This window comes from Pseudomonas sp. B21-017 (assembly GCF_024749245.1).
Taxonomy (GTDB): Bacteria; Pseudomonadota; Gammaproteobacteria; order Pseudomonadales; family Pseudomonadaceae; genus Aquipseudomonas.
Genome location: NZ_CP087194.1, coordinates 4,034,832 through 4,061,801 on the forward strand (window position 1 = coordinate 4,034,832; position 26,970 = coordinate 4,061,801).

Annotated in this window: 26 protein-coding genes and 2 pseudogenes; 17 read left to right on the plus strand and 11 right to left on the minus strand. The window is 58.6% G+C overall.

The window, feature by feature from the left end; translation table 11 throughout:
* Window positions 1–43 precede the first annotated feature (43 nt).
* Window positions 44–1,600, plus strand: coding sequence for a D-xylose ABC transporter ATP-binding protein (gene xylG, locus LOY28_RS18190; protein ID WP_258612311.1), 1,557 nt, complete (start codon window positions 44–46; stop codon window positions 1,598–1,600).
* Window positions 1,601–2,737: a sugar ABC transporter permease gene (locus tag LOY28_RS18195; RefSeq protein WP_018930052.1), complete on the plus strand. Its 1,137-nt coding sequence runs from the start codon at window positions 1,601–1,603 to the stop codon at window positions 2,735–2,737. It begins immediately after the preceding gene.
* 87 nt (window positions 2,738–2,824) lie between these two features.
* Here LOY28_RS18195 and LOY28_RS18200 read toward each other — a convergent pair whose 3' ends face one another.
* Window positions 2,825–3,724: a DMT family transporter gene (locus LOY28_RS18200; protein WP_018930051.1), complete on the minus strand. Its 900-nt coding sequence runs from the start codon at window positions 3,722–3,724 to the stop codon at window positions 2,825–2,827.
* A 146-nt stretch (window positions 3,725–3,870) separates the two neighbouring features.
* Complete coding sequence (locus tag LOY28_RS18205) at window positions 3,871–4,950, minus strand: SDR family oxidoreductase (protein ID WP_018930050.1); 1,080 nt, start codon at window positions 4,948–4,950, stop codon at window positions 3,871–3,873.
* Between the two features lie 74 nt (window positions 4,951–5,024).
* On the opposite strand from LOY28_RS18205, the pseudogene LOY28_RS18210 reads away from it, so the two are divergent.
* Window positions 5,025–5,413, plus strand: a pseudogene (locus LOY28_RS18210) (MerR family transcriptional regulator).
* Between the two features lie 284 nt (window positions 5,414–5,697).
* On the opposite strand, the gene LOY28_RS18215 reads toward LOY28_RS18210, so the two are convergent.
* Window positions 5,698–6,309, minus strand: a complete 612-nt coding sequence (locus LOY28_RS18215; protein WP_064618570.1) for a TetR/AcrR family transcriptional regulator — start codon at window positions 6,307–6,309, stop codon at window positions 5,698–5,700.
* 85 nt (window positions 6,310–6,394) lie between these two features.
* On the opposite strand from LOY28_RS18215, the gene LOY28_RS18220 reads away from it, so the two are divergent.
* Together LOY28_RS18220 and LOY28_RS18225 are read left to right on the plus strand one after the other, a co-directional pair.
* Window positions 6,395–6,742, plus strand: coding sequence for a darcynin family protein (locus tag LOY28_RS18220; protein ID WP_026286721.1), 348 nt, complete (start codon window positions 6,395–6,397; stop codon window positions 6,740–6,742).
* A gap of 104 nt (window positions 6,743–6,846) precedes the next feature.
* Window positions 6,847–6,939 (plus strand): annotated as a pseudogene (locus LOY28_RS18225) (VOC family protein); the annotation flags it as partial.
* An 87-nt stretch (window positions 6,940–7,026) separates the two neighbouring features.
* Here the strand turns inward: LOY28_RS18225 and LOY28_RS18230 are convergent.
* A complete protein-coding gene (locus LOY28_RS18230; RefSeq protein ID WP_258612312.1) occupies window positions 7,027–8,601 on the minus strand; it encodes a winged helix-turn-helix domain-containing protein in 1,575 nt (524 codons plus the stop codon).
* 226 nt (window positions 8,602–8,827) lie between these two features.
* Here LOY28_RS18230 and LOY28_RS18235 point away from each other — a divergent pair, with 226 nt between their 5' ends.
* From LOY28_RS18235 to LOY28_RS18265, 7 genes are all read left to right on the plus strand, one after another.
* The gene (locus tag LOY28_RS18235; RefSeq protein ID WP_026286720.1) at window positions 8,828–9,577 is read left to right on the plus strand and encodes an SDR family oxidoreductase; all 750 of its coding nucleotides are present in this window, start codon (window positions 8,828–8,830) and stop codon (window positions 9,575–9,577) included.
* A 72-nt stretch (window positions 9,578–9,649) separates the two neighbouring features.
* On the plus strand, window positions 9,650–10,129 hold the full coding sequence (locus tag LOY28_RS18240; protein WP_018930043.1) for a carboxymuconolactone decarboxylase family protein: 480 nt from the start codon (window positions 9,650–9,652) through the stop codon (window positions 10,127–10,129).
* A gap of 73 nt (window positions 10,130–10,202) precedes the next feature.
* Window positions 10,203–10,604, plus strand: coding sequence for a cupin domain-containing protein (locus LOY28_RS18245; RefSeq protein ID WP_258612313.1), 402 nt, complete (start codon window positions 10,203–10,205; stop codon window positions 10,602–10,604).
* Window positions 10,605–10,717: 113 nt separating this feature from the next.
* Window positions 10,718–12,244, plus strand: coding sequence for an efflux transporter outer membrane subunit (locus LOY28_RS18250; RefSeq protein WP_258612314.1), 1,527 nt, complete (start codon window positions 10,718–10,720; stop codon window positions 12,242–12,244).
* A 71-nt stretch (window positions 12,245–12,315) separates the two neighbouring features.
* Complete coding sequence (locus tag LOY28_RS18255; RefSeq protein WP_258612315.1) at window positions 12,316–13,812, plus strand: MFS transporter; 1,497 nt, start codon at window positions 12,316–12,318, stop codon at window positions 13,810–13,812.
* Between the two features lie 6 nt (window positions 13,813–13,818).
* The gene (locus LOY28_RS18260) at window positions 13,819–14,850 is read left to right on the plus strand and encodes an HlyD family secretion protein (protein ID WP_096479969.1); all 1,032 of its coding nucleotides are present in this window, start codon (window positions 13,819–13,821) and stop codon (window positions 14,848–14,850) included.
* A gap of 55 nt (window positions 14,851–14,905) precedes the next feature.
* Window positions 14,906–15,217: a hypothetical protein gene (locus LOY28_RS18265; RefSeq protein WP_086944911.1), complete on the plus strand. Its 312-nt coding sequence runs from the start codon at window positions 14,906–14,908 to the stop codon at window positions 15,215–15,217.
* Here LOY28_RS18265 and LOY28_RS18270 read toward each other — a convergent pair.
* Window positions 15,206–15,784 (minus strand): hypothetical protein, encoded by a 579-nt coding sequence (locus LOY28_RS18270; protein WP_258612316.1) that lies wholly within the window; start codon window positions 15,782–15,784, stop codon window positions 15,206–15,208. The two genes, LOY28_RS18265 and LOY28_RS18270, sit on opposite strands and share 12 nt — an antisense overlap.
* Before the next feature lie 144 nt (window positions 15,785–15,928).
* On the opposite strand from LOY28_RS18270, the gene LOY28_RS18275 reads away from it, so the two are divergent.
* Window positions 15,929–16,369, plus strand: coding sequence for a hypothetical protein (locus LOY28_RS18275; RefSeq protein WP_064618583.1), 441 nt, complete (start codon window positions 15,929–15,931; stop codon window positions 16,367–16,369).
* A gap of 37 nt (window positions 16,370–16,406) precedes the next feature.
* Window positions 16,407–16,670: a hypothetical protein gene (locus tag LOY28_RS18280; RefSeq protein ID WP_156523297.1), complete on the plus strand. Its 264-nt coding sequence runs from the start codon at window positions 16,407–16,409 to the stop codon at window positions 16,668–16,670.
* Between the two features lie 86 nt (window positions 16,671–16,756).
* On the opposite strand, the gene LOY28_RS18285 is transcribed toward LOY28_RS18280, so the two are convergent.
* The 3 genes from LOY28_RS18285 to LOY28_RS18295 all read right to left on the minus strand — a co-directional run bounded on the left by LOY28_RS18285 (window position 16,757) and on the right by LOY28_RS18295 (window position 20,555).
* Window positions 16,757–17,386 carry a hypothetical protein gene (locus LOY28_RS18285; RefSeq protein WP_258612317.1) on the minus strand — a complete coding sequence of 210 codons (630 nt, stop codon included), beginning with the start codon at window positions 17,384–17,386 and terminating at the stop codon, window positions 16,757–16,759.
* A gap of 253 nt (window positions 17,387–17,639) precedes the next feature.
* Window positions 17,640–19,013, minus strand: a complete 1,374-nt coding sequence (locus tag LOY28_RS18290) for a transposase (protein WP_258612318.1) — start codon at window positions 19,011–19,013, stop codon at window positions 17,640–17,642.
* Window positions 19,014–19,337: 324 nt separating this feature from the next.
* Window positions 19,338–20,555 carry an MFS transporter gene (locus LOY28_RS18295; protein ID WP_111455122.1) on the minus strand — a complete coding sequence of 406 codons (1,218 nt, stop codon included), beginning with the start codon at window positions 20,553–20,555 and terminating at the stop codon, window positions 19,338–19,340.
* Between the two features lie 129 nt (window positions 20,556–20,684).
* Between LOY28_RS18295 and LOY28_RS18300 the strand changes: the two genes are divergently transcribed.
* Both LOY28_RS18300 and LOY28_RS18305 read left to right on the plus strand, forming a co-directional pair.
* Window positions 20,685–21,323 (plus strand): TetR/AcrR family transcriptional regulator, encoded by a 639-nt coding sequence (locus LOY28_RS18300; RefSeq protein ID WP_111455123.1) that lies wholly within the window; start codon window positions 20,685–20,687, stop codon window positions 21,321–21,323.
* Window positions 21,324–21,561: 238 nt separating this feature from the next.
* A complete protein-coding gene (locus LOY28_RS18305; protein ID WP_258612319.1) occupies window positions 21,562–21,924 on the plus strand; it encodes a DUF6463 family protein in 363 nt (120 codons plus the stop codon).
* Window positions 21,925–22,145: 221 nt separating this feature from the next.
* On the opposite strand, the gene LOY28_RS18310 is transcribed toward LOY28_RS18305, so the two are convergent.
* Window positions 22,146–23,426 (minus strand): HAD family hydrolase, encoded by a 1,281-nt coding sequence (locus LOY28_RS18310; RefSeq protein WP_018925648.1) that lies wholly within the window; start codon window positions 23,424–23,426, stop codon window positions 22,146–22,148.
* Window positions 23,427–23,690: 264 nt separating this feature from the next.
* Here LOY28_RS18310 and LOY28_RS18315 point away from each other — a divergent pair, with 264 nt between their 5' ends.
* Window positions 23,691–24,461: a DeoR/GlpR family DNA-binding transcription regulator gene (locus LOY28_RS18315; RefSeq protein WP_085717995.1), complete on the plus strand. Its 771-nt coding sequence runs from the start codon at window positions 23,691–23,693 to the stop codon at window positions 24,459–24,461.
* Between the two features lie 468 nt (window positions 24,462–24,929).
* Here the strand turns inward: LOY28_RS18315 and LOY28_RS18320 are convergent, their stop codons facing one another.
* Both LOY28_RS18320 and LOY28_RS18325 read right to left on the minus strand, forming a co-directional pair.
* Entirely contained in the window at window positions 24,930–25,265 is a 336-nt protein-coding gene (locus LOY28_RS18320) for a cytochrome c (protein ID WP_086944916.1), read from the minus strand.
* 771 nt (window positions 25,266–26,036) lie between these two features.
* Window positions 26,037–26,933, minus strand: a complete 897-nt coding sequence (locus LOY28_RS18325; RefSeq protein WP_172901176.1) for a LysR family transcriptional regulator — start codon at window positions 26,931–26,933, stop codon at window positions 26,037–26,039.
* Between the last annotated feature and the right edge of the window lie 37 nt (window positions 26,934–26,970).

The window sequence follows — 26,970 nt, forward strand, 5'->3', positions numbered from 1 at the left end:
CCTGCGGGACCAGCCTCGTACCTGCCGCTTATGAGTCTCTGCCATGTCCGACTATCTGCTGCAAATGAACGGTATCGTCAAAACCTTCGGCGGTGTCAAAGCGCTCAATGGCATCGACATCAAGGTCAAGCCAGGTGAGTGCGTCGGGCTGTGCGGCGAGAATGGCGCCGGCAAGTCCACGCTGATGAAGATCCTTTCCGCGGTGTACCCCCATGGCACCTGGGATGGTGAGATCCTCTGGGACGGTCAACCGCTCAAGGCGCAATCGATCAGCGAAACGGAAGCCGCCGGTATCGTCATCATTCACCAGGAACTGACGCTGGTTCCCGACCTGTCGGTGGCCGAGAACATTTTCATGGGCCATGAACTGACGCTGCCTGGTGGGCGGATGAATTACCCGGCGATGATCCACCGCGCCGAAGCCCTGATGCGTGAACTGAAAGTGCCGGACATGAACGTATCGCTGCCGGTTTCGCAATACGGCGGCGGCTATCAGCAACTGGTGGAAATCGCTAAGGCACTGAACAAGCAGGCACGCCTGCTGATCCTCGACGAGCCTTCATCGGCCCTGACCCGTTCGGAAATCGAGGTGTTGCTGGACATCATCCGCGACCTCAAGGCCAAGGGTGTTGCCTGTGTCTACATCTCCCACAAGCTCGATGAAGTGGCCGCCGTGTGCGACACCATTTCGGTAATCCGGGACGGCAAACACATCGCCACGACCGCCATGGCGGACATGGATATTCCACAGATCATCACCCAGATGGTCGGACGGGAAATGAGCAACCTCTACCCCACCGAGCCACACGACATTGGCGAGGTGATTTTCGAAGCCCGCCACATCACCTGCTACGACGTCGACAACCCCAGACGCAAACGGGTCGACGATATTTCGTTCACCCTCAAACGCGGGGAAATCCTCGGCATCGCCGGGCTGGTCGGTGCAGGCCGCACCGAACTGGTGACCGCGCTGTTCGGCGCCTACCCCGGTCGTCACGAAGGCGAAGTCTGGCTGGATGGCCAACTCATCGACACCCGCACGCCGCTCAAGTCAATCCGTGCCGGCCTGTGCCTGGTGCCCGAGGACCGCAAGCGCCAGGGCATCATTCCAGACTTGGGAGTCGGCCAGAACATCACCCTGGCCGTGCTGGACAGTTACTCGAAACTGACCCGCATCGATGCCGAAGCCGAACTGGGCAGCATCGATCGAGAAATTTCGCGCCTGCACCTCAAGACCGCGAGCCCGTTCCTGCCGATCACCAGTCTATCCGGCGGCAATCAACAAAAAGCCGTATTGGCGAAGATGCTGCTGACCAAACCCCGGGTCCTGATTCTCGATGAGCCCACCCGAGGTGTCGATGTCGGCGCCAAGTACGAGATCTACAAGCTGATGGGGGCGCTGGCGGCCGAAGGCGTGTCGATCATCATGGTGTCTTCGGAGCTGGCCGAAGTGCTCGGCGTTTCAGACCGCGTACTGGTGATCGGCGAAGGCCGGTTGCAGGGCGACTTCATCAACCATGAACTCACTCAGGAACAGGTGCTCGCCGCCGCACTCAGTCAGCCTGACAGCCATAACAATAAAGATCGGAAATCCGCGTAAATGAATCAGGTCAAACAACTCTTCACCCGCTACAAGATGCTCGCGCTGGTGTTTGCCGTGGCGTTTATCTGGCTGTTCTTCAGCTGGCAGACCGAGGGCGGATTCCTGACACCGCGCAACCTCTCCAATCTGCTACGCCAGATGTCCATTACCGGGATTCTCGCCTGCGGCATGGTGCTGGTCATCATCAGCGGCGAGATCGATTTGTCGGTCGGCTCATTGCTGGGCCTGCTCGGTGGCGTCGCGGCCATTCTCGACGTTATTTACCACATACCGCTGCTGGCGAACCTGAGCCTTGTCGTCCTGTGCGGACTGCTGATCGGCCTCGCCAACGGCTACATGGCCGCCTACCTGCGCATTCCGTCTTTCATCGTGGGGCTGGGGGGCATGCTGGCTTTCCGGGGCATTTTGCTGGGGATTACCGGCGGCACGACCATCGCCCCGGTGTCGCCGGAGCTCGTCTACATTGGCCAGGGTTATTTGCCACACACGATCGGCACGGGCCTGGGCGTTCTGCTGTTCGCACTGACGTTGTTCCTGACCTGGAAACAACGGCGCAATCGCGCCCTTCACGGCCTGGCGGCACATTCACTGGTGCGCGACGTAGCACGCGTGCTGTTGATCGGCGCGGTACTGGCCGGCTTCGTCCAGACCCTCAACAGCTATGACGGCATTCCCGTGCCGGTCCTGCTTCTGCTGATCCTGCTGGGCGGGTTCAGCTACGTGACCAGTCAGACCGTCTTCGGCCGACGCGTCTATTCCGTGGGCAGCAACATGGAAGCGACGCGCCTGTCCGGTATCAATGTACAGGCCGTGAAGCTCTGGATTTTCGGGATCATGGGCGTGATGTGCGCCCTCGCCGGGGTGGTCAACACCGCGCGCCTGGCTGCCGGTTCGCCCTCGGCCGGCAGCATGGGCGAACTCGACGCCATCGCCGCCTGCTTCATCGGTGGCACCTCCATGCGCGGCGGCTCCGGCACTGTCTACGGCGCCCTCCTCGGCGCGCTGGTCATCACCAGCCTGGACAACGGCATGTCCATGCTCGACGTCGACAGTTATTGGCAGATGATCGTCAAGGGCAGCATTCTGGTGTTGGCCGTGTGGGTAGATGTGAGCACCCGGACCGGACGACGCTGATCCGCTGTGGATGAGGCCAGAAGCGGTCAGTCGCTCAAAACACTTAAAAGCCACTGATTGCTAAAGCAATCAGGATCCGAAAATAGCTCACTCGGTCGAAGGGACGGATGCTTTGCTGCCCAAGCGGATCAGCTCATTGGAAAAACACAGGCCGACGATGATCAGTACTGCCCCTGCGTACAGGCTTTCGCGCGGTACTTCATTGAGCACCACAAACGCCAGCAGCGCGGCGAACAACGGCTCGGTCAGCTCCAGCGCCTGCACTTGGGATGGCTTGAGATACTCGATGGCCTTGGTGGTGCAGAAGAAGCCCAGGATTGTCGGCAGCGCGGCCAGCGCCAGCAGTGCGGCGATCGCCAGCGGCGACAGCTCGCCGATCGCGAAACCATCGGCCGCAGCCGGCATCAGCAGGTACAGGCTGCCAAAGAACAACAATTGCCGGGTGAAGTGCAGCCCCCCCGACACACCCATCCGCTTCATGGCAACCGAAAAGGCCCCGTAGCCGCAGCCGGCCATGGAAGCTAGCGCGGCACCTTGCAGGGTAAAGCCCTGCTGCAGGTCGGCGCCGAAGATCACCGCGATCCCAGCGATAGCCAGTGCGGCGCCCACGGTCGCGTTCGCGGTGATGGCATCCTTGAGGAAAATGCGCCCCAGAATGATCGAGGAAATTGAGGCACTGGCCATCAGCACAACCACCACACCTGCCGCAGCGTAGTGCCGATAGGCGGACGTTTCGAAGTGGAACAGCACAAAGATGCCAAGGAATGCGCAGATAGCCGCCTGAGTCCATTTGGTCGTCGACGCCGGACGCTTGAGGAAAAGCAGCAAGATCGAGAGAAGCATGCAACCCAGTACGGTCTTGATGACAGCGACACTGCTGGCGGTGAAGCCATTACTCATGAGTACTTTGCTGAGTACACCGATCGTTGCGTTCAGTGCCGCGGCGGAGAGGGCAAATATGATGCCTTTGCTGAAAGTAGATTGCATTGATGACGATCCCTGTCGCTGAATTGTCGTTCGATAGAATGCCGCCCTACATCGACGGCGCAAAGGTTGAGGATACGAAGATCCCCCAACCCCACTATTTATTGTGACATAAGGGGCTAACGATTTTGTCGCCCCCAAGGGCGAAGTCAGAGAGCCTCGCCTTTGGCTATGCAATATGAGTTGACGAACGTTGCAGTGTGCTGCAAAGACTGACGTATATCCGGTTTGGCTATTCCATGTCTGTTGGCAAATTGCTCGACCGCTGCTGTATCAAAACGAGTGGTCTGGATAAAGTCCAAGGCTTCGGGTTTTGTATTCAAAAACCGCGCCACGGGAGGAATACTCAGTAGCAACTTCAGCAAACGGAGTGGAATGTAATGCTTGGGAGACTTTAAGCCCAAAGGTTGTGCCACCTGTACCAGGAGTTCTCGCAAGTTGGGAGTTTGGTCATCCAGCGCCAGCAGTTCCTGGCCCACCATGGCAGGATCAAAAGCACAAACCGCCACCAGCTCAACCAGGTAATCCACGGTGACCAGTGGCAGCCAGTGCTCGGCGGTACCGGGCACTGCAGTCAGCTTTCCCTGCACAAGGTTGCGTATCAGCTCCACCAGCGGCTGACCTTCAAGGATATGCCCCGTGCGGCTGTGGCCACAAACCGTCGAGGGGTGGACAACGGTCATCTCCCCGCCCTTGGCGGACATGACCTCCAGGGTCGCAAAATGCGCCTCCAGCTTGCTCCCCTCGTAACCACCGACATGTCGGTAGACGGCAGGCCAATTCGTCAGCTCCGGATAACGAGGATCAATTCCGATGCGCTGCAGATGTTCATGATTTTTCAGCATGTAGCCGCCGATCATCACTAACCGGCTTTTTTGCTCAGCCGCCAACAGCGCCACGCGCTTTGCCCCTTCCACATTCACCGCACGAGAATGCTCCACTGAAAGCCCCCATGCGAAGTGGGCGCCCAGGTGGAATATGACTCTGGCACGCCTTAGCACTTCTCGGTCAGCAAGACTCAGCCCGAGGTTGTCCCGCTCCAGATCGCCAGCTACGGCAAATACCCGGGTTGCGCACCCTCCCAAATTATCGACTTGCTCCCGCAGTGCAGCTAGTCGCTCCGGGCGACGCATCAACACCCGAATGGTGTGACCTTTTGCACTCAGGTACGCCACCAAATGTTGACCGATGAAGCCGGTACCCCCCGTGACAAAGCACTCCACGCTCATTTCCCTGTTCCTTGTTTAAGGTGAGAAATCAAGCGTAAACTATCGACCCAACTCTACAGTCAAGAGGTGTTTTCATGAAAATCGGTGAACTCGAAACCCGCAGCGGCGCCAGCCGCCATACGCTGCGTTACTACGAGCAAATCGGCCTGATCTCATCGCTGCGGCAAACTAACAACTATCGCGTTTACACAGCGCAAACTCTGCAGGATCTGGACTTTATCCAGCGCGCGCAAAGCATGGGGTTTTCCCTGGGGGAAATAGGCGAGATTCTGGATGCGCAGCGGAACAAGCTGATCGATTGTGCTGACGGCGCTAAGCTAATTGAAAAAAGATGGCAGAAATCAAACAGAAAATCGCCAGCTTCCAAAGCATTTATCGATATCTGGATGAAGAGCGTGCAAACCTCGAAGCCAGTGCTGCCAAGCAACTTGAGCTTCAGCAGCGGAACAACGCTTCCAACTGAACTGTCAGCTTCTGGGAAACGGAAGCTGTAGCCTGCTTACCGTTTCAAGCCCATCGCTTACGCATGTTCTAAAACCTTGTGGCCAGGCCCTAGGGAAATTCTGAAAAAGACTTCTTGGTTTTGGCAAAATTTCCGGACTTCCCCCGCCGAGCTTCCAGAGAGTTCCGATAGCGCTACCTCTCGCCCACCGTTCCAATCAGAGGTTCGCCGAGCACAATCGATCACCACCCTTACGCCAATCCGGTCTTGTCTCCTGGCCGCCAAGAACCGGTCCAGACAGCCCACTACCCGCACAAAAACCCCAGCAACGCTCGCATCACCCGTCCTTCCAAACTCACCGCATCCGTCTCCCCCCGCTCCCCCGCCGCATCGATCATGCCGTGGGCCATCGCCAGCAGGTCTTGCGCGGTCTGCAGTACATCGGCGCAGACCCACGGGGCTGACGGAAGGGTCAGCGCCGCTATCAGTTCGGTAAGAATGACGTTGGCCACGCGCTCATGGCGCTCTTGCAGCGGTAAGCGGCGCTCTTCGAAGTCGATGATTCTAGCCAGTTCCGGGCGCCGTAGCTGGTGGGCGACGGAGGCCTGGACCAGTGCGCGGATGCGTGCGAGGGCGTCGTCGTGTTGATGGACGTGCTGGACGTCATCGAGCAACTGAGTGGTTTCGCGTTCGATCAAGGCGACGGTCAGGGCGTCGCGGTTGGGGAAGTACTGGTACAGCGAGCCGATGCTTACGCCGGCGCGCTGCGCCACGGCGTTGGTGGAGCAGGCGGCGAGGCCGTCGGTTTCGAGAATGCGAGCAGCGGCTTCGAGAATGGTGTCGACGGTGTTGGCCGAACGGCGCTGGGTCGGGAGTTTGCGGGGGTTTAAGGGCGGTATTTCGCGGTGTTTGGTCATGATCGGGATGCGAGTTTTAAATATGAGTTATGACTCGTATTCTGGATTGGCTTTCCCCACTCTTCAACTACCAGGAATCATTATCATGGCTACGACATCACTGAGTGTTTTCATGTTGGTCAAGACCACCCAGGAATGGCTGGGGTTTTCAGTCGAGCATCGCTTTGAGCTGATGCGCACGCAGATGGAGCCGATTTTGCAAAAGCATGCGGCGCAGGTCTCGATGCGGTTTTTCGACATCGAGTTCTATTCGGCGCGGGTCACCGATCTGTGGTTGTGGGAAACCGACAGTCATCATGCGTATGAACTGCTGGTGGAGGATCTGCGGGAGACGCCGTTCTGGGATCGGTATTTCACCATCGTCGAGATTTTGCCGGGGGTGGAGAATGCCTATGCCAAGAATTATGATCAGGCACCGTTGTTGAGTGCGTAATGAAAATACCCCCGACTCCACCCGCCAAGTTTTCCGATGAAGCAAATGACTTTCGCCGATGCCGAGTACGCCGGAAAACGCAAGCAGACCCGTAAAGAGTTGTTCCTGATCGAGCGGCGGCCAAGCGCGCGTTCGACACCATGATGGGGATGAGCAAGATCGACATCGCAGCGATCGAAGCGGCGCTGGGGCGTTAGCCAACGCTGCTTGGGGCTGGGCGTTTGGATATGTCGATTCTGGCTGCTCCAGACGCCTCTCCCCACGCAGTGAACAGGCGGTGCCCCTTATTCCGGCAGTCCCGCTTTGCGTAGACCGTCCACCAGCGTGGCGAGATTCTCCGGCCGGTGGATCGGTAGCCAATCAGAGATAGTGCTGAGGCATAACGTAGGATCGAGCTTGCGCAAATGGTCCATCGCACGCTGCGCTTCGGCCATCCGTCCGGCAAGCGCATGGCTCGCGGCAAGGATGGCGACAGCCAACAGAAAATCGGGCAAATCCCGAAGTGCTTTCTCTGCCCATGACGACGCCGTATCAAAGCGCCCCACGAAGAGATTCGCGACCGCCATTCCGGCTTGCATTCTGTACAGCTCCGGGTCCAGGGGGCTGAACCGCATGGCGTGCGTAAAGTACTCGATGGCTGCATCGGTTTCGCCGTGCCAGAGCCTGAGGAACGCGCCGAGGAACCACGCGGCGGCGAGGTTCGGATTGAGCACGAGTGCCTTGTCCAGCAAAGCAATACCGCCCCGCAGGTCGCCGGCAAGATAGCCAAGCGTATGACCGCTTCGGGTGAGAGCGACCGCATCGCCCTTGTCCAACTCCACTGCCCGGCGAGCGAGTCGGATACCCTCCGCGACCTCCCGTGGGTGATCAGTCATCCAGCGATTGGCTTTGCGCCAACTATGACACCAGGCCGCCATCGCATAGGCCGATGCAAAATCCGGGTCGAACTCTATGGCCCTATGGAAGAGCGGCAGCGCCTGGTCGATGGCCTCCCGGGTGCCATGATGAAGCTTGGCCATTGCGCGCAGATAGTAATCGTAGGCGTCGAGGCTTTCGGTGGGCGTGTGCCTCGCACGCTCGATCTCTGCCCGCTCAAGCTGTGGTGCGATTGCGCCGACCACGCTTTCGGTGATCTGGTCCTGCAGTTCGAAAATGTCCCCCAGCACACCTTCGAAACGGCCTGCCCAATGGTGAGCCCCGGTTGTCGCATCGATCAGCTGGGCCGTGATGCGCACGCGATTGTTGGCTTTGCGCCAACTGCCCTCCAGCACATAGCGAACGCCCAGTTCGCGACCGACTTGTTTCACGTCCACCGTACGGGTTTTGTAGGTAAAGCTCGAGTTGCGCGCGACGACAAACAGCCAGCGATACTGCGACAGCGCCGCGATGATGTCCCCTACCACGCCGTCGGCCAGGTAGTCCTGCTCTTCGTCCCCGCTCAAGTTCACGAACGGCAAGACGGCGATGGACGGTTTGGCCGGCAGCGCCGGCTCGGATGCAGAGGCTTGAACCGAGGGGGCGGATTCGGTACCTGGAAGGCCAACGCAATCCAGCGACGTGACGTCGGCGACGAACCGGAATCCCTTGCGGGCCACCGTTCGAATCACACGCTGCTGCTGACCGTTGTCACCGACTGCCTTGCGCACCGCATTGATGTGGCTGGCCAGGGTCGACTCGGAGACGATTCGGCCGGTCCATATCGCATTGATCAGGTCGTCCCGGCTGACGACGTGCTCGCGGTTCTGCGCCAGGTAAACCAGCAGGTCGAAAACCTGGGGCGCAGTGGCAACGACCTGGGAGGCCCGAAGGAGTTCTCGCCGGTCCAGGTCGAGCACGCAGTCATCAAACACCAATAGCATTCAGGGCTCCTGTCCCGTACTCACGCGCCGGGCACATGCCCGTGGTTACCGGCCGACGATTGGCGGCCGGGCGACGTGATTTATAACACGGGTTCCTGGACAAATAGCCAAGCCAAATTCAATGGAAACCCAAGGCTCCGACAAAGTATCGCGCCCGGCTGGCGAGCATGCTCCCTACATCGATCACTGCAACGAATTTGATCGACACCCAACCGAGGAGCGGGACATGAAAATTGTCGTTATTGGCGGTAGCGGACTGATCGGGTCGAACATTGTCAGCAGGCTACGTCTCTATGGACACGAGACGGTGGCGGCCTCGCCACGTACGGGCGTGAACACCCTCACCGGCGAGGGGCTGGCCGAAGCGCTTGCCGGTGCTCAGGTCGTCGTCGATGTGGCGAACTCTCCCTCATTTGAAGACCGGGCCGTCATGGAGTTCTTTCAAACGTCCGGTCGAAACCTGCTTGCAGCCGAAGCGGCCGCTGGGGTGGAGCACCATGTCGCGCTCTCTGTCGTAGGCCCCGATCGTCTTCCGCAAAGCGGTTACTTCCGGGCAAAAGTCGCCCAGGAAGAGCTGATCAAGGCGTCGAAGATCCCCTACACCATCCTGCGTTCGACGCAGTTCTTCGAGTTCATCGAAGGCATTGTCAATTCGGGTGCCGACGGCGACACGATTCGCCTCTCGCCTGCCCTTATCCAGCCCATCGCATCGGATGACGTCTCGGCGGTGCTGGCCGATCTTGCGGTCGGGGCACCGGTCAATGGCATCGTCGAAGTGGGCGGACCGGATCGTTTCCCTCTCGACGAACTGGCGCGCAAGTTTCTTGCCGCGCACCACGACAAACGGCAGGTCATCGCCGACGTGCATGCGCGCTACTTCGGCGATGAGTTGAATGATCGATCCCTGGTCGCGGGCGACGACGCGCACATCGGTCCGACACGCTTCCTGAACTGGCTCAGCCGCACATCGGCTTAAAGACCGCGCCAGTCAGCCAGGCAGGACGCTATCGAATCTCCACCTACGTATTTCTCACACAGAGGATTCACCATGACCCAGCGCATCGATTACCAGAAGCAATCCCCCGAGCTGTTCAAGAAGTTCGTCGAGTTCAGCCTTGCCTTCAAGCAATGCGCCATCGAGGAGTCGCTGCGCGATCTCGTGGATATCAGGGCATCGCAACTCAACGGCTGCGCCTTCTGCGTGGACATGCACGTGAAGGAAGCCACGATCCATGGCGAGCGGCCGCTCAGGATCCACCATGTCGCCATCTGGCGTGAGTCAACGCTGTTCAGCCCACGCGAACGCGCGGCCTTGGCATGGACCGAAATCCTCACCCAGATTCCCGCCCATGGCGTGCCTGATGAGCTCTATGAGCGTGTTCGTATACAACTGTCCGAGAAAGAGCTATCGGACCTGACCTTCCTGATCATGTCGATCAATGCCTGGAATCGCATCAACGTGGGCTTCCAGGTCGTGCCCGGCTCGTACGACAAGGCATTCGGCGTAGACAAGTCCGGCCTGTCCTGATCAGGCATCGGCACACAGGCGCAGCCCCGCCAGGGTGCCGCGCCATCTACTAATCGACAACGAGGAACACGCCATGTCCATTTTCAGAACCTTCGCCATAGGACTCCTGTTGGCCACCGGCACCGCCGGCGCGCAGGAGGCATTGCCACCGGCGCAGGTAACACCGCTGATGACCAAAGCACTGGCGGACTATCCCGATAAGGAGGCGGTGATGATCACGGTGGAGTTTCCACCGGGTGGAGGCGATCCCGTGCATCGGCACAATGCACACGGATTCATCTATGTGCTGGAGGGTTCGATTGTGATGGGCGTGCGCGGCGGCGAATCCGTCACGCTGACACCGGGCCAGACCTTCTACGAAGGCCCGGACGACGTCCACACGGTCGGGCGCAACGCCAGCCTCACCAAACCCGCCAAGTTTCTGGTCGTCCTGTTGAAGGACAAGAGCAAGCCCATTTTTACTCCGGTGCACTGACAGCACCGCCCGCACACGCGGCCAGCTGCGTGCTCGGTGACGCCCTACTCGGCCGACATCATCCGTTCAACGATATCGGCCTGGGGCGCTCCCTTCCTCGACAGGACGCTGCAATGACTTCTCAACGGCTGCTTTCACAATTACGGCAGTGCGCAATCGCAACCCTAGGGGCAGTTTCGCTGGCCGGCTGCATGGTCGGCCCCGACTTCGTGAAGCCTGAAAACGGTCTTCACCAAACGGTGCTAGCGCCCAGACAGGACTACCCAAGCGCCGCCCTGACTTCCGACGCCGCAGTGCCCTCCCAGTGGTGGTTGTTGTTCAACGACGCCGTGCTCGCCGAGCTGCAATCACGTGCGCAGGCTGACAACCTTGATCTGCTCATAGCCTCCGAACGCATTGAACAAAGCCGGGCGCAACTGGGCATCGCCTCCTCGCAGTTGCTGCCCAGCGTGGCGGCCAATGCCAGCTACACGCGTGAGGGGCTCAGCGAACATGGCAAGTTCGCCGCCCTGGGAGCGCCTACTGCCCCCGATAATTTCTGGCAGCTTGGATTCGATGCCAGTTGGGAGCTCGATCTGTGGGGCCGTACCCAGCGCACGCGCGAAGGTGCTGCAGCGACCCTGGAAGCCACGGTGTATGACCGCGAAGCGGCACGGGTGGCTTTGTCCGCCGAAGTGGCGCGCACCTATTTGCAGTTGCGCGGAACGCAGGCACAACTGGACATCGCGCAGCAAAATCTGAGGATTGCCGAACGCACCCTCGGCCTGGCCGAAAGCCGCGAGCGTAACGGCGTCGCGACGCGCTTCGAAACCTCGTCCGCTCGCGCGCAATTGGCGACTATCAAAGCCTTGGTTCCCGAACTGACCCAGCGCCGCAACGCCCTGATGAATGCCCTGGCGTTGTTAATGGGAGAACAGCCGCGCGCACTCGATGCGCAACTGCGTCAAGCCATGCCCTTGCCTTCGCTGCCGACTCACGTACCGGTCGGCGTCTCTTCTGAACTGGCTCACCGGCGACCCGACATCCTGCGCGCCGAAGCCCAGCTGCATGCCGCGACAGCCGCCATCGGTGTGGCCAAGGCTGATTTCTACCCGCGTATCGGCTTGAAAGGAAAAGTCGGCGTGGAAGCTTTTGAAAGCGGCGATCTCGCGAGTTGGGACTCGCGCTTCTTTTCCGTCGGCCCGACGGTTTACCTCCCGATCTTCCAGGGAGGGCGGTTGACGCAACGCCTGGCCCTGAACGAATCACGGCAAAAAACCGCCGCGCTGGCTTATCGGCAAACGGTATTGCGAGCCTGGCATGAAGTGGACAATGCCCTGGATGCCTGGGCGGCCCAACAACGCCGGCACGCTGAATTGCTGGATTCGTACGAACAGAACAAGCAAGCACTGCAGTCTGCCGAACGCGGCTATCAGCAAGGCGCTACGGACTATCTGAGCGTACTGACGGCGCAGCTCAATGTGCTTGCCAGCCAAACCAGTCTCAATGACAGCGCGACCAACGCCACGCTCACCGTGGTCAACCTCTACAAGTCGCTGGGTGGCGGTTGGGACCCGCAGGCTGGCATCGATCATTCAACGGCACCTCCATCGGTTGCCCTCGCGTCTCCGGTTGTTTCACCTTCGAAGGCCGACCAATGAACGGAGTCGCATTGTCGCCAGCGGACGTCCCTGCTACCGCAACGCCTGTGGCCAAGCCCTCGATACGCCCAATGGCAGGTCTCGTCGGGATTTTCATCGCAGCCATGATGGCGGGTTTGAACACCCGCGTCGGCGCATTGGCGTTGGCCGATGTACGCGGTGCACTCGGTTTTGGCCTCGACGATGCCTCCTGGCTGACCACCGCGTACAGCGCCGGGGAACTGATTGCCATGCCCTTTGCGGCGTGGTTTGCCATTACGCTATCGCTGCGGCGCTTCGAACTGTGGATGCTCGGCAGTTGTGCACTGCTAGCGGTGATCCTGCCCTTCATCCACGATCTGAACCTGCTGCTGACCTTGCGCTTTGTGCAAGGCATTGCCTGCGGCACGACGATTCCGTTGCTGATGATGGCGGCGCTGAAATTCCTGCCAGCGCCCATACGGCTGTATGGGCTGGCGCTGTATGCGATGACCGCGACCTTCGCGCCCAATCTCTCGATCTGGCTGGCCGGGTACTGGACGGATGGGCTGTTCGACTGGCGCTGGGTGTACTGGCAGATCATTCCCCTGACCCTCATCGCCGGATTGTTGGTCGGGTGGGGACTGCCGCGGGAGCCCATCCAGATCCCACGCTTTGGGCAAGCCAATTGGTCTGGCATGGCTTGCGGTGTGCCCGCGCTCGGTTTGATCACCGTTGCACTGGATCAAGGCGTGCGGCTGGACTGGTTTCATTCGCCCTCGATCACCTTATCGCTGGTGGCCGGACTGGCACTGCTGGCCGTCTACCTGCTGACTGAGTGGTATCACCCCTCACCGTTCATCAAATTGCAGATTCTCGGCCGCCGCAACCTGGGGCTGGGCTGCATTCTGTTTGTCTGCCTGTTGGTGGTGCTGATGTCCAGCTCACTCTTGCCGGCCAGCTATCTGGGCCCGTTGCAGAACTACCGACCCCTGCAAATGGCATCGATCGGTTTGATCGTCGCCTTGCCGCAACTGGTCTTGGGGCCTGTGGTGGCGCTGCTGCTGTATCAGAAGCGGGTCGATGCGCGCATCGTGTTCACGTTGGGGCTGTTGTTGATCGCGCTGGCTTGTTTTTGCGGGGCGCAATTGACTTCCGACTGGAACCGCGAGCAGTTCGTCGTGGTGCAAACGCTGCAAGCGTTCGGCCAGCCAATGGCGGTGGTATCGATGCTGTTTCTGGTCACCAGCGTTGTGCAGCCCCCCGAAGGACCTTATGTGTCCGGCACCATCAACACCCTGCGCGCCTTCGGTTCACTGGCCGGTGCGGCAGTGGTCGGACAGCTGATGACCGTGCGCGGTCGTTTCCATGGGGAAATGCTGCTGAACCATGCGGCCCTGGCAGATAACGCCCTGGCGCTTGAGCCTTCCCAATTGATGGACCTCATCGGGCAGCAGTCGCAGGTGCTGTCGATCGCCGACGCCTATCGCGTGCTGGGCATTCTGGCGCTGGCATTGATTCCTCTGGTGCTGCGGCTGACCTACATCCCCGCACCCGACGTGCGCGCGGCCTCGCCCTCTTCCTCTCCTTCATCTTCCTCACACGGATAACCCATCATGGCCTTGCCAAAGAAAGCCAGGATCATCAGCGCGGTGCTACTGCTTGCAGTGGCGATCGGCGGTGTTCTCTATCTCAATCGCCCCGAATCCAGCGCATCGACCCAGTCCACGGACGATGCCTATGTCCACGCCGACTTCACCACGGTCGCACCGCAGGTGTCGGGAACGGTCGACTCAGTGATGGTCGAAGACAACCAGCTGGTCAAGAAAGGCGATCTGCTTGCGATCATTGACGACCGTGATTTCGTTGCGGCCCTGAACGCAGCGAAGGCCGAGGTCGCCAGTGCCCGGGCCGGCATCGCCAGCCTGCAAGCGCACCTGATTCAGCAGGAAACCGCCATCCGCCAGGCCCAAGCGGCCGTTGCCGCAGACGACGCTGCGCTCAAGCTGGCCAGCGTCAATCAGACCCGTTATCGCAACCTGGCCACCGACGGCTCGGGAACGGTGCAAGCGCGGCAACAGGCCGAAGCGCAATTGAGCATTCAACAGGCCCGTGGGGAAACGAGCCAGGCAGGTTTACAGGCCGCTCGGCAACAAGTGGATATCCTGAAAGCTGATCTGGAGAAAGCCAGGGCGGCTCTTGCCCACGCGCAAGCCGCACAAGCCACCGCAGAGCTGAAACTTTCCTATACCCGCATCACTGCGCCGATCGGCGGCACAATCGGACAGAAATCGGTGCGTATCGGTGCTTTCGTCAATGCCGGAAAACCCTTGCTGGCGATTGTTCCGCTCGATGCCGTCTATGTCACGGCCAACTACAGGGAGACGCAACTGGCGCGCGTACAAAAGGGTCAAGCCGTGGATATCGAGGTGGATGCCTTGCCGGGCGAGACGCTGCAAGGAACGGTGGACAGCCTGGGACCGGCCAGCGGAGTCACCTACTCCGCCGTCGCGCCGCACAACGCCACCGGCAACTTCACGAAGATCGTCCAGCGCTTGCCTGTACGCATTCGTATCGATCCCGATCAGCCCGCGGCGGCGAAGCTGCGAGTCGGCATGTCCGTGACACCGAGAATCCGTATCCGGTGATATGACGCCGGCGTGTCTCGTTACAATGCTCCAAAAGCTACTCCCAAGAATGAGAATGACCTTGCAGAGCCTAACCCCGACACCCGCCCTCACCGCCCGCGAAGTCTGCCAACGCCTGCGAGACGCCGCCCTGGAAGTCCTCCCGTTGCGGCGCCTCCACGAACCGTGTGAACCCGGTCAGGTACAGGTCGATATCGAAGGCTGGCGTCTGACCCTCGACTTCGACGGCAACCGCTTGCACCACTGCCAACACTGCCGGAGTCCGGACGGTCGCGAGGGAACACTCCAGGCCTGGCGTTACGGCACTGACCCGGTCAGTTTACTGAGCACCTGGGAGTTGGCGCAGGTTGAGCGACTATTGAGATAGCGACGACCCGTCCACCGGCGAGGAGCGAGTTGGAATATTGGCCGTAACGTACTGGATCACCTCTTCAAGCGTGTCTATGTCTGGAGCATTGCTCACTAACGCTTGCGGGCGGCACCATGGGTAATCCAGATGCGATAGCCACTCCATGATGCAGTGCAGATCAGTCGCTGGCAGGGTTTTCATGTGCTCGATGGTGATAGCGAGCCTCTGGACAAGTCCCGACTCGGGGCTGAACTGCCATTCATACAGACCGCAACCGACCCGGGCTTCACCGGAGTGCTTGTCGGACATGCCGACCAGCCATTTGCACTGGAAGGTTTTGGCCTGCGGTTCAGGTGGGTGTCCCAGGCAGAAGGTATAGACGTTTTCGAAGGTCTGGCCGAACCGCCTGACCAGCACATCACCGATAGGCCCAAGGCCTTCGACGTGGGGTGGAAACGAGATGGATCCGGTGCGCACGACCATGTCCAGGATCGCGTCTGGCGTAAAGGCCTGGTGCAACAAATGTGGACGGTTGCCGTCCTTGGCTTTGATGTACTGTCGAATCGATAGTTGAGCAGTGTTCATTGTTTGTCCGTCGCATCCATACTGGGTTGAGAGCCGCCTCATGCGCGGCTCACATGACTCGCCTTTACAAAGCACTATTCCATAAGTCCCCCACAATAGGAAAAAGGCAGCGATGGTTACTTTCTGGCAAAGGGACTCAGCCTCATGATGCGTCGTGTTGGCTTATTGCTCATCGGGACTCTCGGACTGGCACTGATCCTGCCTTGGGCTGCCTATTGGGTCGGTCTGAGCAGAATATCGCAGTATCCTTCGCCCCCCTCTCAAGCTATATCCACTGCGCAGCGTGAGTGGGTATGGAGCCTGGCCAAAGGCTCAGGCGAGCCGGTAATAGTGCAGTTGAGCCCGTACTCATATCTGTACGACCTTTTCATTTTGAAAGGTAACAACGATAGGAATATGCAGGTCGCCTGGTGGGCGGCCTCTGAACACTTGATCAAACAGGACTCAACACAGCGAATGCTGTGGTGGCACCTGTCCGGCGCGGCTCTGACTATATGGTTAACCAGAAACTGGACAGATCAGCAGATAACAGCAGCGGCTTTCGTCGCCCTTCAGCAGCGGGGCGAGGTATATGGTGGTCACTAGCCAACAAAGCATTGGGGAAGCGCAACGGGAGGCATAAATGCTCAGGCTGTTCCTGTTATTGACTATTTTGTGGTGTGTATTCATATCGACTGCAATGGCGTTTGCACCGGAACGCGTGCTCGCTTATGTACAACAAAGTCGTATCTGGATGTGGTACATGAAAACCATATTCAGTATTACAAGCGAATCCCTTGGTAGTAAAACGGCTGTTCGATGGGTACGCATTCAAGGAGGAATCGGTTTGATTGCGGCACTGCTTGCGCAATATGTCTGGCTTATTCATCCTGCCTCTAGCTCATAGGCGGCCGTTCAAGGTGGCCATATCCGTTGTCTGACTGCCTCACTACGTGAAGCTGCCTCTGATCAGAAGCGGTATCAAAAGTGCGACTAGCAGCTGGTTATTTGACCCGCATCAATCCTGTTGACGCGCCCGTTGTCCGACCGTGTCCACAGCCAGTTATACACGTCGTATCCGCCTTCGCACTTGCCTTGCTTTCTGCCCTGGAAGTCGAAAGTCCGCCATGCGCCATTCTGATGTGAAGGTATCCCGAGCACTCTTTGAATATCTATATCTGTAGAACCTGGCCATAGGTGATTGGCAAATGACACAGGATGCAACTGTGCCGGTAACGCAGGACAGTCACTGCTCGGCCGTGCAGTCTTGAGTTTTTCGGCGACAACACTGGTCACATAGTGGCTGTCCCCGCCCATCTCGGCATTCGAGATGATCCATATCCGCACGCCGACACTTGGCTGGCTGAAGCACAACCAATACACACTTGCACCTGCATCGCCTCGATGTGCGAGGGTGCCAACGGAAGCTTCGCTCATCACCTGCGCTAGCGTTGTTTTCTCGAATTGAATGACGAACGCCCCAAGCGTAGCGCCTTGCGAAGGGGCCTCCTTCAGAGTGGCCGGCCATTCGATCACATCGAATGGGCCCATGGGCGGTGGAACAGCGGCTGTCGCGCTAAAGGCGATGCTGAACGATCCGAAAAATAGCGATGACCGATTCATTGCGCGCCTCCGTTTGACTACCAACACCTCAGATCTTAGTGAACGCGATGAATTTCTGCCCTTCACGACCGGCTGCAAACGGCTGCAAACGGCCGATTCTGTTGAAAAAGTCGGATTTTCAGCTGGCCTGAACTCAGGCACGACCAGCACTGGAGAACCTACTCACCACATTGAGTGGTTTTTCGGCCCTTCGTTGAGCTTTGCCGCTCGGTTATTGGGTTGGTTTTAGGTTTTTTGTTTCGTGCAGACGCACCTATCCCGTGACCGGTGGCCCTTGAGAGGTAAATTTGGCCAGACGTCGCAGGTTCTGCACCGCAGCGGCCAGCGTGAATTCATCAGTCGCGCCACTCATGCCACGTAGGCGCAGGCGATCCAATTTCAGGATGCGCTTGAGGTGGGCAAACAACATTTCGACCTTTTTACGTTCGTGGCGAGAGCGCACATACGCAGGTGTCGTTGCGATTTGCCGAGCCACATCACGCGCGGCTTCATGGACGCTGCGAGCGATCTTACGGAACGCAGTGTTCGGGCAGCATTGGGCTTTCATCGGACATTCAACGCAGTCGGCCTGCCGGGATCGGAAGATGATGGTGTTGGCCTTGGTGACGTGTGAACGCTCATTCTTGAAGGCTCGCCATTCGCTGCGCAATGCGTTGCCGGCCGGACAGCGGTATTCCTCAGTCTCTTCATTCCAGTGGAAATCGCTGTTCGAGAAACTGTCGTTCTTGCGCTCGGTTTTGTCCCACACCGGCACATGCGGCTTGATGTCTTTTTCCTCCACCATCCAGGCCAACATCGGCGCAGTGCCGTACGCGGTATCGCCGATGAGGCGTTCCGGCTTGATGTCGAATTGCGCTTCGACTCGTTCGATCATCGTCTTGGTGCTCTCAACCTCCGCCGTTCGATGAGCCGGTGTGGGTTCCACATCCATGATTACGCCTTGCTCGGTATCGATCAGATAATTCGTGGAGTAAGCGTAGAACGCTGGCCCACCTGGAGCTGCGGTCCAGCGGGCTTGAGGATCCGTCAGCGACAGGCGCTTCGGTAGCGTTTCGGCCAGAGCCTCTTCATCGAGAGCTTCAAGGTACTCACGCACGGCGCGGGTACTCAGGGCCGGATCGCTCCAGTTGACCGGTTCATCACCTGGTACACCGCGCTGCCGACTCGCATCCGCTTTGATGATGCTGGCATCCACGGCAAATCCTTCACCCTTGACCAGACCTGCGTCCATGCAGCGACGCAGCACTTCATTGAACAACCAGCGAAACAGATCACTGTCCCGAAAGCGGCCATGTCGATTTTTGGAAAAGGTCGAGTGATTAGGGACTTCATCTTCAAGGCTCAACCGGCAGAACCAACGATACGCCAGGTTCAAGTGAGCCTCTTCGCACAGCCGTCTCTCGGAGCGAATACCGTAGCAATAACCCACGATCAGCATGCGAATCATCAGTTCGGGATCAATCGACGGACGCCCAATCGGGCTGTAGAAATCGGCGAGGTAATGGCGCAGGTCGCTTAGATCGAGACACTGATCAATGCTGCGCAAAAGGTGATTGGCTGGGATGTGATCTTCAAGGTTGAACGAGTAAAACAGTCGCTCCTGCCCACTCGATAACTGTCCCATCATGCTGCGTGCTTCCCTGCTGGCCAATGCAGCAATTTTGCCGCAGGCCAAATAGGGGAGCTACTTTTTCAACAGAATCGGCCAAAAGCGGTCCTTCGCCTGAAGCCCCCTCGTCTTGCCTGAAGCCCGTCCTATGTGTGTAATCGCGATTTTTTCATGCAAGGACACCGACATGCATCTCAATACCCTCACCTTTGAGAACACGGTTCGCCCTGGAGGCTCATCAGACGGCTGTACCATAGTCGAGCGTTGTTTTTCCGATTTCCGAATCAAAAAGCTGCTATCGATTTAAGGCCGCACCCTCAGATAGCCGCTTTTTCATGTGGTTCAGTGCCCCGCAACCGCAGGCCTGCCAGCCGCACGCGGGCCCGATTTGAAGCCGTGAACCCGAGCGCTCCAGACAATTGCAAACCCCACACCCACCAACACCACCATTGCCCATGGAAAAGAGGCGACGCCCCACCTATCCAGCAACACCCCACCCACCACCCCACTCCCCGCAATTGCGCTATTCCAGGCCACCACATTCAACGACAACGCCACATCCGCCCCCTCCCCGGCCGCGTCCGCCAGTGCCGTTTGCAGCAACGTCGCCGCCCCTCCGAAGCTCAACCCCCAAACCGCTACGCCGATGTAGATCACCTCAGGCACGCTACCCAAAAAACCTAACATCACGCAAACCGCCGCAAACGCTGCCAAGCTCACCAACACAGTCTTGCGCAACAATGGCTCAACCAATTTGGCAGTCACCCAAATCCCCACCAACGCCGCAATACCAAACACCAACAACACCAAATCCACTTGATCCCCCAACCCCGCCGACGCCACAAACGGTGCGATGTAGGTGTAGAGAATGTTGTGTGCCAGCATCCAGCTGATCACCACCGCTAGTACAGGTTGTACGCCCGGCGTGGTCAGCACGGAGCGCAGCGACATGCGCTGGTGCGCAGCTTGGGGTGGGTAGTCAGGGACTTTCACCAGTACCCAGATTATCAGCACCAGGGTCAGCGCCGACATGATGCCGAAGGTGGTGCGCCAACCCACGAGGCCGCCGAGCCAGGTGCCGAGGGGCACGCCCAGGGACAAAGCAATCGGTGTGCCGACCATGGCCAGCGCCAGCGCCTTGCCCTGTTGATGGGGCGCCACCATGCGGCGTGCGTAGCCGGCCAGCAGGCTCCAGGCCAACCCCGCCGCGACACCGGCGAAGAAGCGCGCCACCAGAGTCACGCCGTAATGGGATGACAGCGCAGTGATGGAATTGAACAGCAAGAAACCGACGATGGTCAGCAGCAGCACGTTACGGCGGCGCCAGTCGCGGGTGGCGATGGTCATGGGGATGACCGCCAGCACCGAGCCCAGAGCGTAAGCGGTGACCATCTGGCCGGCCATGGAGGGGGAAATCGCCAGGCCTTCACTGATCAGCGGTAACAGGCCAGCGGGCAGGGTTTCGGTGACGATGCAGATGAAGCCGGTCATGGCCAGAGCAAGCAACGCGCCGATGGGCAGGCGGTCGGGTGCTGCCGATAAGGTGATTGAGGGTGTCACGGGAGACTCCTTGAGCGAGGACTTCAGATTTAAATACTGATCGATACAAATGTTGAGGGCAGCCAGCGCTTGTTGTCAACGACTTATGTATCGACTAGTATTTATCTCGGTATTCAGAGGAGCCTTGAAATGGCGCAAATGGGCCGCCCCCGCACCTTCGACCGCGACCACGCCGTAGAACAGGCCTTGCACCTGTTTTGGCAACAAGGCTACGACGCAACCTCCCTCGCTCAGTTGAAAGCCGGACTCGGTGGCGGGATCTCCGCGCCGAGTTTTTACGCGGCGTTCGGTTCCAAGGAAGCGTTGTTTGATGAGTGTGTACAGCGTTACCTGGCGACCTTCGCCCAGGTCACCGAATGCCTGTGGGACGAGAGCCTGCCGCCACGCCAGGCCATCGAGACAGCTCTGCGCCAGTCGGCGCGCATGCAGTGTGAAGAAGGCCATCCCAAGGGTTGCATGGTGACCCTCGGCATGATGAGCGCGCCCAGCCCAGAGAATGCGCGGGTGGTCGACGCCCTGACCCAATCTCGCGCCCGCACTCGCGCGGGGATTTTGGCGTGTGTTGAGCGGGGTGTCAGTGCCGGTCAGTTGCCGGGCAATTTTTACGCGCCCGCGATGGCTACGGTGTTCGACAGTTTCTTGCAGGGCATTTCCATCCTTGCTCGGGATAACACGCAGCATGGGGTCATTGATGCGGCCATCACCCAGATAATGCTGACGTGGGACATGGCTGCCTCTACTGTGCCGCCCACCTATTGCAATGGTTAAAAGGGGCTAATCGATTTAGCCAATCTGCGTCGATCGGTTGAATCCACAGTCGATTGATGCCGGTGATGACTGGTAGAGAACGCTCAAAAGTGGACAATGGACACGGTGATGGCAAATGGGTAGCTTCATTCGCGGGCAGCAGCCCTTGCCGTCACCCATGTTGCGTTACTCCCTGAACAATGTCGCATTTGCCGTGACCACTTCTAAGCCAACCTCACCGTTACGGAGCATATAAGACATGTCCAACATCGTCGCATGGACCCTGTTCGCCCTGGGTGTCCTCCATATTCCGTTCGGTATTATCAAGTTCAAAACAGCATTCGCCGCCGCTGTAGACTCTGGCTTCGTTGACCAATTCAAAGCGCACGAAGATCGGCGTACTGCCCTCTGGTTTACCATGCTGGGGCCGCTTTTTATGCTCGCAGGGCAGACAGCGATTCATGCCGTAGCCGTTGGCGATCTCGCGCTACTTAAAATGGTTGGCATCTATGTGCTTATGATCTCGATCATTTGCGTCATTGCTGTTCCAAAATCGGGGTTCTGGGCAACGCTGCTGGTTTCTCCGCTGATCATCGCGGCAGGGTATGGCTTGTACGCCTGACAAACGGTTCATCCTTCACGATAGGCAACAATCGGCCAAAAACGGTCTGTGGGGCACGCCTCGTAATTCCAGGGCCACTCACAATTTTGACTCGATACGACTGACTCACTCGGGCCGGTAGCGGTAACGACTTTCCGGCGCAGAATCATCATTCCCGCAGGTACAAGGCGAGTTGCACTGCGGCTCGCGGATGGCCGCCGGCCACCCGCGAGCCAGTGCCATCAAGCCAGCAGCTTAAGCTCGTCTTTACCGTACTTGAGCGATTTCTCGTCTGGAATCATCAGGCCAGTGTGCTCGTTGCGCCCCTGCAGGATGAAGCGGGCGTTCGGGGTGCCCAATTGGGTAGCGGCCTGCTGGCTGTCGGCGCCGATCTCGCCCTTCTTCATGCGGTTGACGATCACCCCCACCGCCGTATCGTTGAAGTCGCGCAGCATCCAGGCATCGCCATCGCTGTCGCCAGCCACCAACACCGGGCCATAGCCCTTCTGTTTAACCAGCACGTTCTTGATGCCGACGGTCTTGCCCGGCCCGTAGTTGAAGTGCCAGTCCGGCTGATAGCGAGTGGTGTACTTGCCGCCTTCCATCGCCATGCGCAGGCCGATCACGTTCTCAGGCGGCACGTCGTATCCGTAATGAGGATTGCCCGCGAACACGCGTACCACATCGTCGATGGAGGCGGTGCTGACATAGACATCGATGCCGTTGGCACGCAGCGTGTGCATCAGGCCGCGGATTTCCTCATGGATGCGGATGCCATGAAAGTGCGTATCCGCCACCACCCCGGCCTTGCCCGGCAACGTGCGTGAGCTCTCGTACTTGACCTTGCGCAGTGCGTCGCCGATGGCGTAGTTGTTGGAAGCCTCGGCCATCGCCTGCAACTCAGCCGTGGTCATGTTCTTGTAGAAATACAGAATCCACTTATAGCCGATCTCCACCGGGTAACTGTCGCAGATCGCGTCGTACATAAAGTAGAGCTTGGCGAGAAAATCCTTGTACTGCTCGCTGGCCTGAATCTCTTCCAGGCTCTTGTCGCCGGCGAGCCCCTTGTAGTTGGCGTGCAACCAGCGGTAATCCGCTTCTACGTCGCTGGCGATGTCTTCCATCTTGACCGGCTTGCCGTCCACCGTGGTGTAGTCCTTCATGAACGCGCCGTTCGGCACGTCCTGACGCACCACCTCAGCGAACTCATCGGGCGTCAGCTTGTACTGCAGATGATTGATCTGGTAGACCAGCAGCGCTTCTTCGCAGTCGTTCATGATGCAGGTGTTGTCCCAGTCGAACACCGCGTACGGGCGCTGGTCAGGGCGGTAGGACGCGCTCTTGACGCCGTGCTCATCGATCACCGCCTGCAGACGCTTTTGGTTGAGCGGCGACCAGCGCGCCGGGTCCAGCGCACTTGGTGTGGCCGGGGGCGTGGCGGCTTGCGTTATGCGGGACGACAACAACAGCGGACTGACAACGGAAACGGTGGCGAGGGTGTTCAGAAACTGGCGACGCTGCATGGCATAGCTCCTACTTCTAAATGAGAGGTTACAACCGAGGCGATGGCGAAAGCGTGTTTCGAAATGCGGACGAGGGGAAGAAACCGTCCGGCCACGAGGCTAGCTCCAAATACACAAAAAAACAATAATGCCTCAATATCACACAAACATGACGCGCAGGCTGCGCCAACCCAATGATCACGAGGCCGCGCCAAACTTGACAGCGACTGACGCCTCTCCACAATGCGTGCTCGGACAGCGACTCGAACAGCAGGGACACCCGGTATGTGGCAAGAAGAGCGTTACCAGCGGATCCGCGCACTACTATCGACTTTGCAGCGCGTCACCACCGACCGCATCGTCACGGAGCTGAACGTTTCACGCGAGACGGTGCGACGCGACTTGGTCGCTCTGGAGGAACAGGGAGAGTTGAAGCGGATACACGGCGGCGCCATCCGCGTTGAGGACGAAGCGCCCATCGCCGAGCGGGCGAACATCAACGTCAAATTCAAGCGTGACCTCGCGCGCGCAGCGGTCAGTCTGCTGTCGCACGGACAGACTGTGTTTATCGACGCGGGCACCACCACCGTCATCCTCGCCGAAGAGCTGGCCAAGCTGGGAGGGCTGACCGTGATCACCAACTCGTTCAACGTGGCGTTGCAATTGCGTAATCCCGCTGTGCCAGGCGGCCAGCACAACGAGGTGATCGTACTGGGCGGTTCACTCGGCGACCGTGCTCCCGCTACGGTTGGCGGCACCACGGTGGCGGAAATTGGCCGCTATCGGGCCGACCTCGCGCTGTTATCGCCCGTCGGCATCGACGCCCAGCGCGGTGCCAGCAACTACGACCACCGCGAAGCCGAAGTGGCGCGCGCCATGGCCGACAATGCCGAAGGCGTGGTCATCCTCGCCGACTACAGCAAGATCGGCGTGGAGAGCCGCGTCGCTTTCTGCCCGCCAGAACGCATCGACGTGCTCATCACCAACCACAAGGCCAGTACCGAAGCGGCGTTCGCCGCACTGAACGCCAAGCTCAAACGTATTGTCCTGGTGTAGTAGTGGCTCGGCGGTTGCAACAGGCATTGACGCAGCGTGATGCTCCAGTGCGGCGCAACCGGGTAGATCTTGCACGACGCGACTCCGGAGCCCTCCATAACAGCCTCCCGACCTAACGTAGCCGCCAATGCTAACAGTGCTAAATGACTTCTTACGATAGCCCGCAGCCTAGATCTGGCCGCCAGCTCCATCCGTACTGCTAGATGCCTTTGGCGCGTTTAGGTTTGTGGGATGCTAACCACCTTTCTGCTCAGCGTCGATGAAGCTGCCGAAGATTCGAAACATAGACGTCAGGTATGGCCACTTCTCCTTTGAATCAGGAACGCGTAGCAGCCAAAAAAATGGCCCGCATGCGGGCGGGCCAAATGGGAATTCTTCAAAGGAGCAGGGGTAATCTGCGCTCCATTATGTGAGCACTGCGTGAAAAGCATGTCGCCGAAACGAAAGCATTCGGTCGAAGCAAACACACTACTTTTGCTGATGCAGGTATTTCTGAATTGCATCAATTTCAAGTTTGCTTGGCTTTACACCGCTGTCAGATTTGAAGCTAGCGCTAGCCCAATGCGGCATTGGCGCCTTCAGAGGCTTCCCATGGTCGTCGATACCGCTCAGCACTGCTCGCTCAAATACTTTTGATTTCCATTCACTGGAATCTCCGGCCAGCTTAGGTGCCGATCCTCCCGTGCCTCGAGGCCCGTGACAAACAACGCAGTTATCTTGAAAAAGTGTTTCTCCATCTGGCGGTGATGCTATTGCCGATGAGCAGGTGAGTAGGGTTATGAACGTCAGAAATGCGCATTTCATTTTAGGCTCCTGGCGACCCAACGATGCCGTGAGCTGCTTAGGGGCGCTAAGTGAGAGCGTAGCAGGAGGCGAATGGCGATGGGCGAGAGGACTTCAGGTAGCGAATCCCGACACTGGGCCGGACTGCTTTCTCATGCGTGCTGGATCAGCTTGATCCGCCGCTGGACTGCGGTAAGCGACTCGCCAGCCTCCTTGACGGCTGATCTTATCTCATTCTTGGAATCCACAATTTTTTTGTGCCCAGTACTTAAGCTCGCTACCGTCCTTAACGTGAACTCTGATCTTGTCTGTGCCGCAAATGTGTTTGCGCTGCTCCATAGGGCTCTCCGTGTCTTGTTCATGATGTGAGGCGATTAAAGGATTTTAGGTATTCGGCGCGAGTACGCGCCGCTTAGCTATCCAGTCGTGCAGATATGCAGAAAAAGCGGCCCGTTTGGGGCGCTGGAGTTTTAGCGATTGACTGCTTCTGGCCGATTCTGTTGAAAAAGTCGGCCATGGTTTGCGTATCAGAAAAGTACGCGTCCGAGATTGAAATCTTTACTTTTTGCAGTGGCTTCCGGACCCAGATTTCACGTAGCAGCGTGCAAAAAAGGTGTTTTCACCAGTCAATGATCAGGCAGTTTGGGCAGACCGACTTTTTCAACAGAATCGGTCGTTTACTGCCCTTGGCGACAGGCAACAATCGGCCCAACAGCAGCCAGTCAATGAAGCAGTAGCCTGCGACCGCGATCAATCACAATTCAATGCCGCTGAGACAACTCAAAAGCTTGCTCAAGGAGCACCAAAGCGGACGAGCGCAGCCTCGATAAATCGTCGGAGTTTGGCAGTTCTCTGACGATTGGCCGTGTAGAGCAAATGCATTTGTCGGCTCGGTGCTTCGTAATCAGCTAACAGTCGAACCAACTCACCGCTGCGCAACGCGGGCTCAAGAAAATCTTCGGGACCAAGGACAATCCCGAACCCGTCCAGCGCTGCCGACAGCAGTGCTTTGCTCTCGTTGACCTGCAATCGACTGACGACTTGTACCCGTTCAACTGCGGAGCCTTTGCAGAATACCCATTCGCGGTCGGCCGGCCGGGACCAATAGGCATACCCCAGACACTCATGGTTCTTCAGATCATCCGGTATTTGCGGCACTCCGCGGTCGGTCAGGTAGCTCGGTGCCGCACAGGCTACCAACCGATAAGGTGCCAACGGCCTGGCGGTCAAACTGGACGCGGTCAACGGGCCAATTCTGAAAGTCACTTCATAACCCTCCTCCACCAGATCGACGAAGCGATCGGTCAAATGCAGATCGATTTCGACTTCCGGGTGTTGACGCAAAAACTCCGTCACAAAAGGCATGAGGCTATAGGAACCGAACGTGACGGGAGCGCTGATTTTCAGTTTGCCGCGCGGGGTGTCGTTCATGATCTGCGCCAGGGAGTCGGCTGCCTGAGCCTCGCTCAAAATGTGCTTACAGCGTTCGTAGTAAGCACTGCCCAACTCAGTCAGGCTCTGGCGTCGGGTGGTACGGTTCAGTAGCCGCGCACCTAGCCGCTGCTCAAGCGCGGCAACATGCTTGGCCACCATCTGCGCCGACAGGCCCAATCGCTCGGCAGCACTGGCATAGGAGCCGGATTCCGCCGCCATCACAAACGCTCCCATGCTCGTCAGACGGTCCATCATTCAACACTCCTGGTAACGAGACTAAGTAGCCGATGAT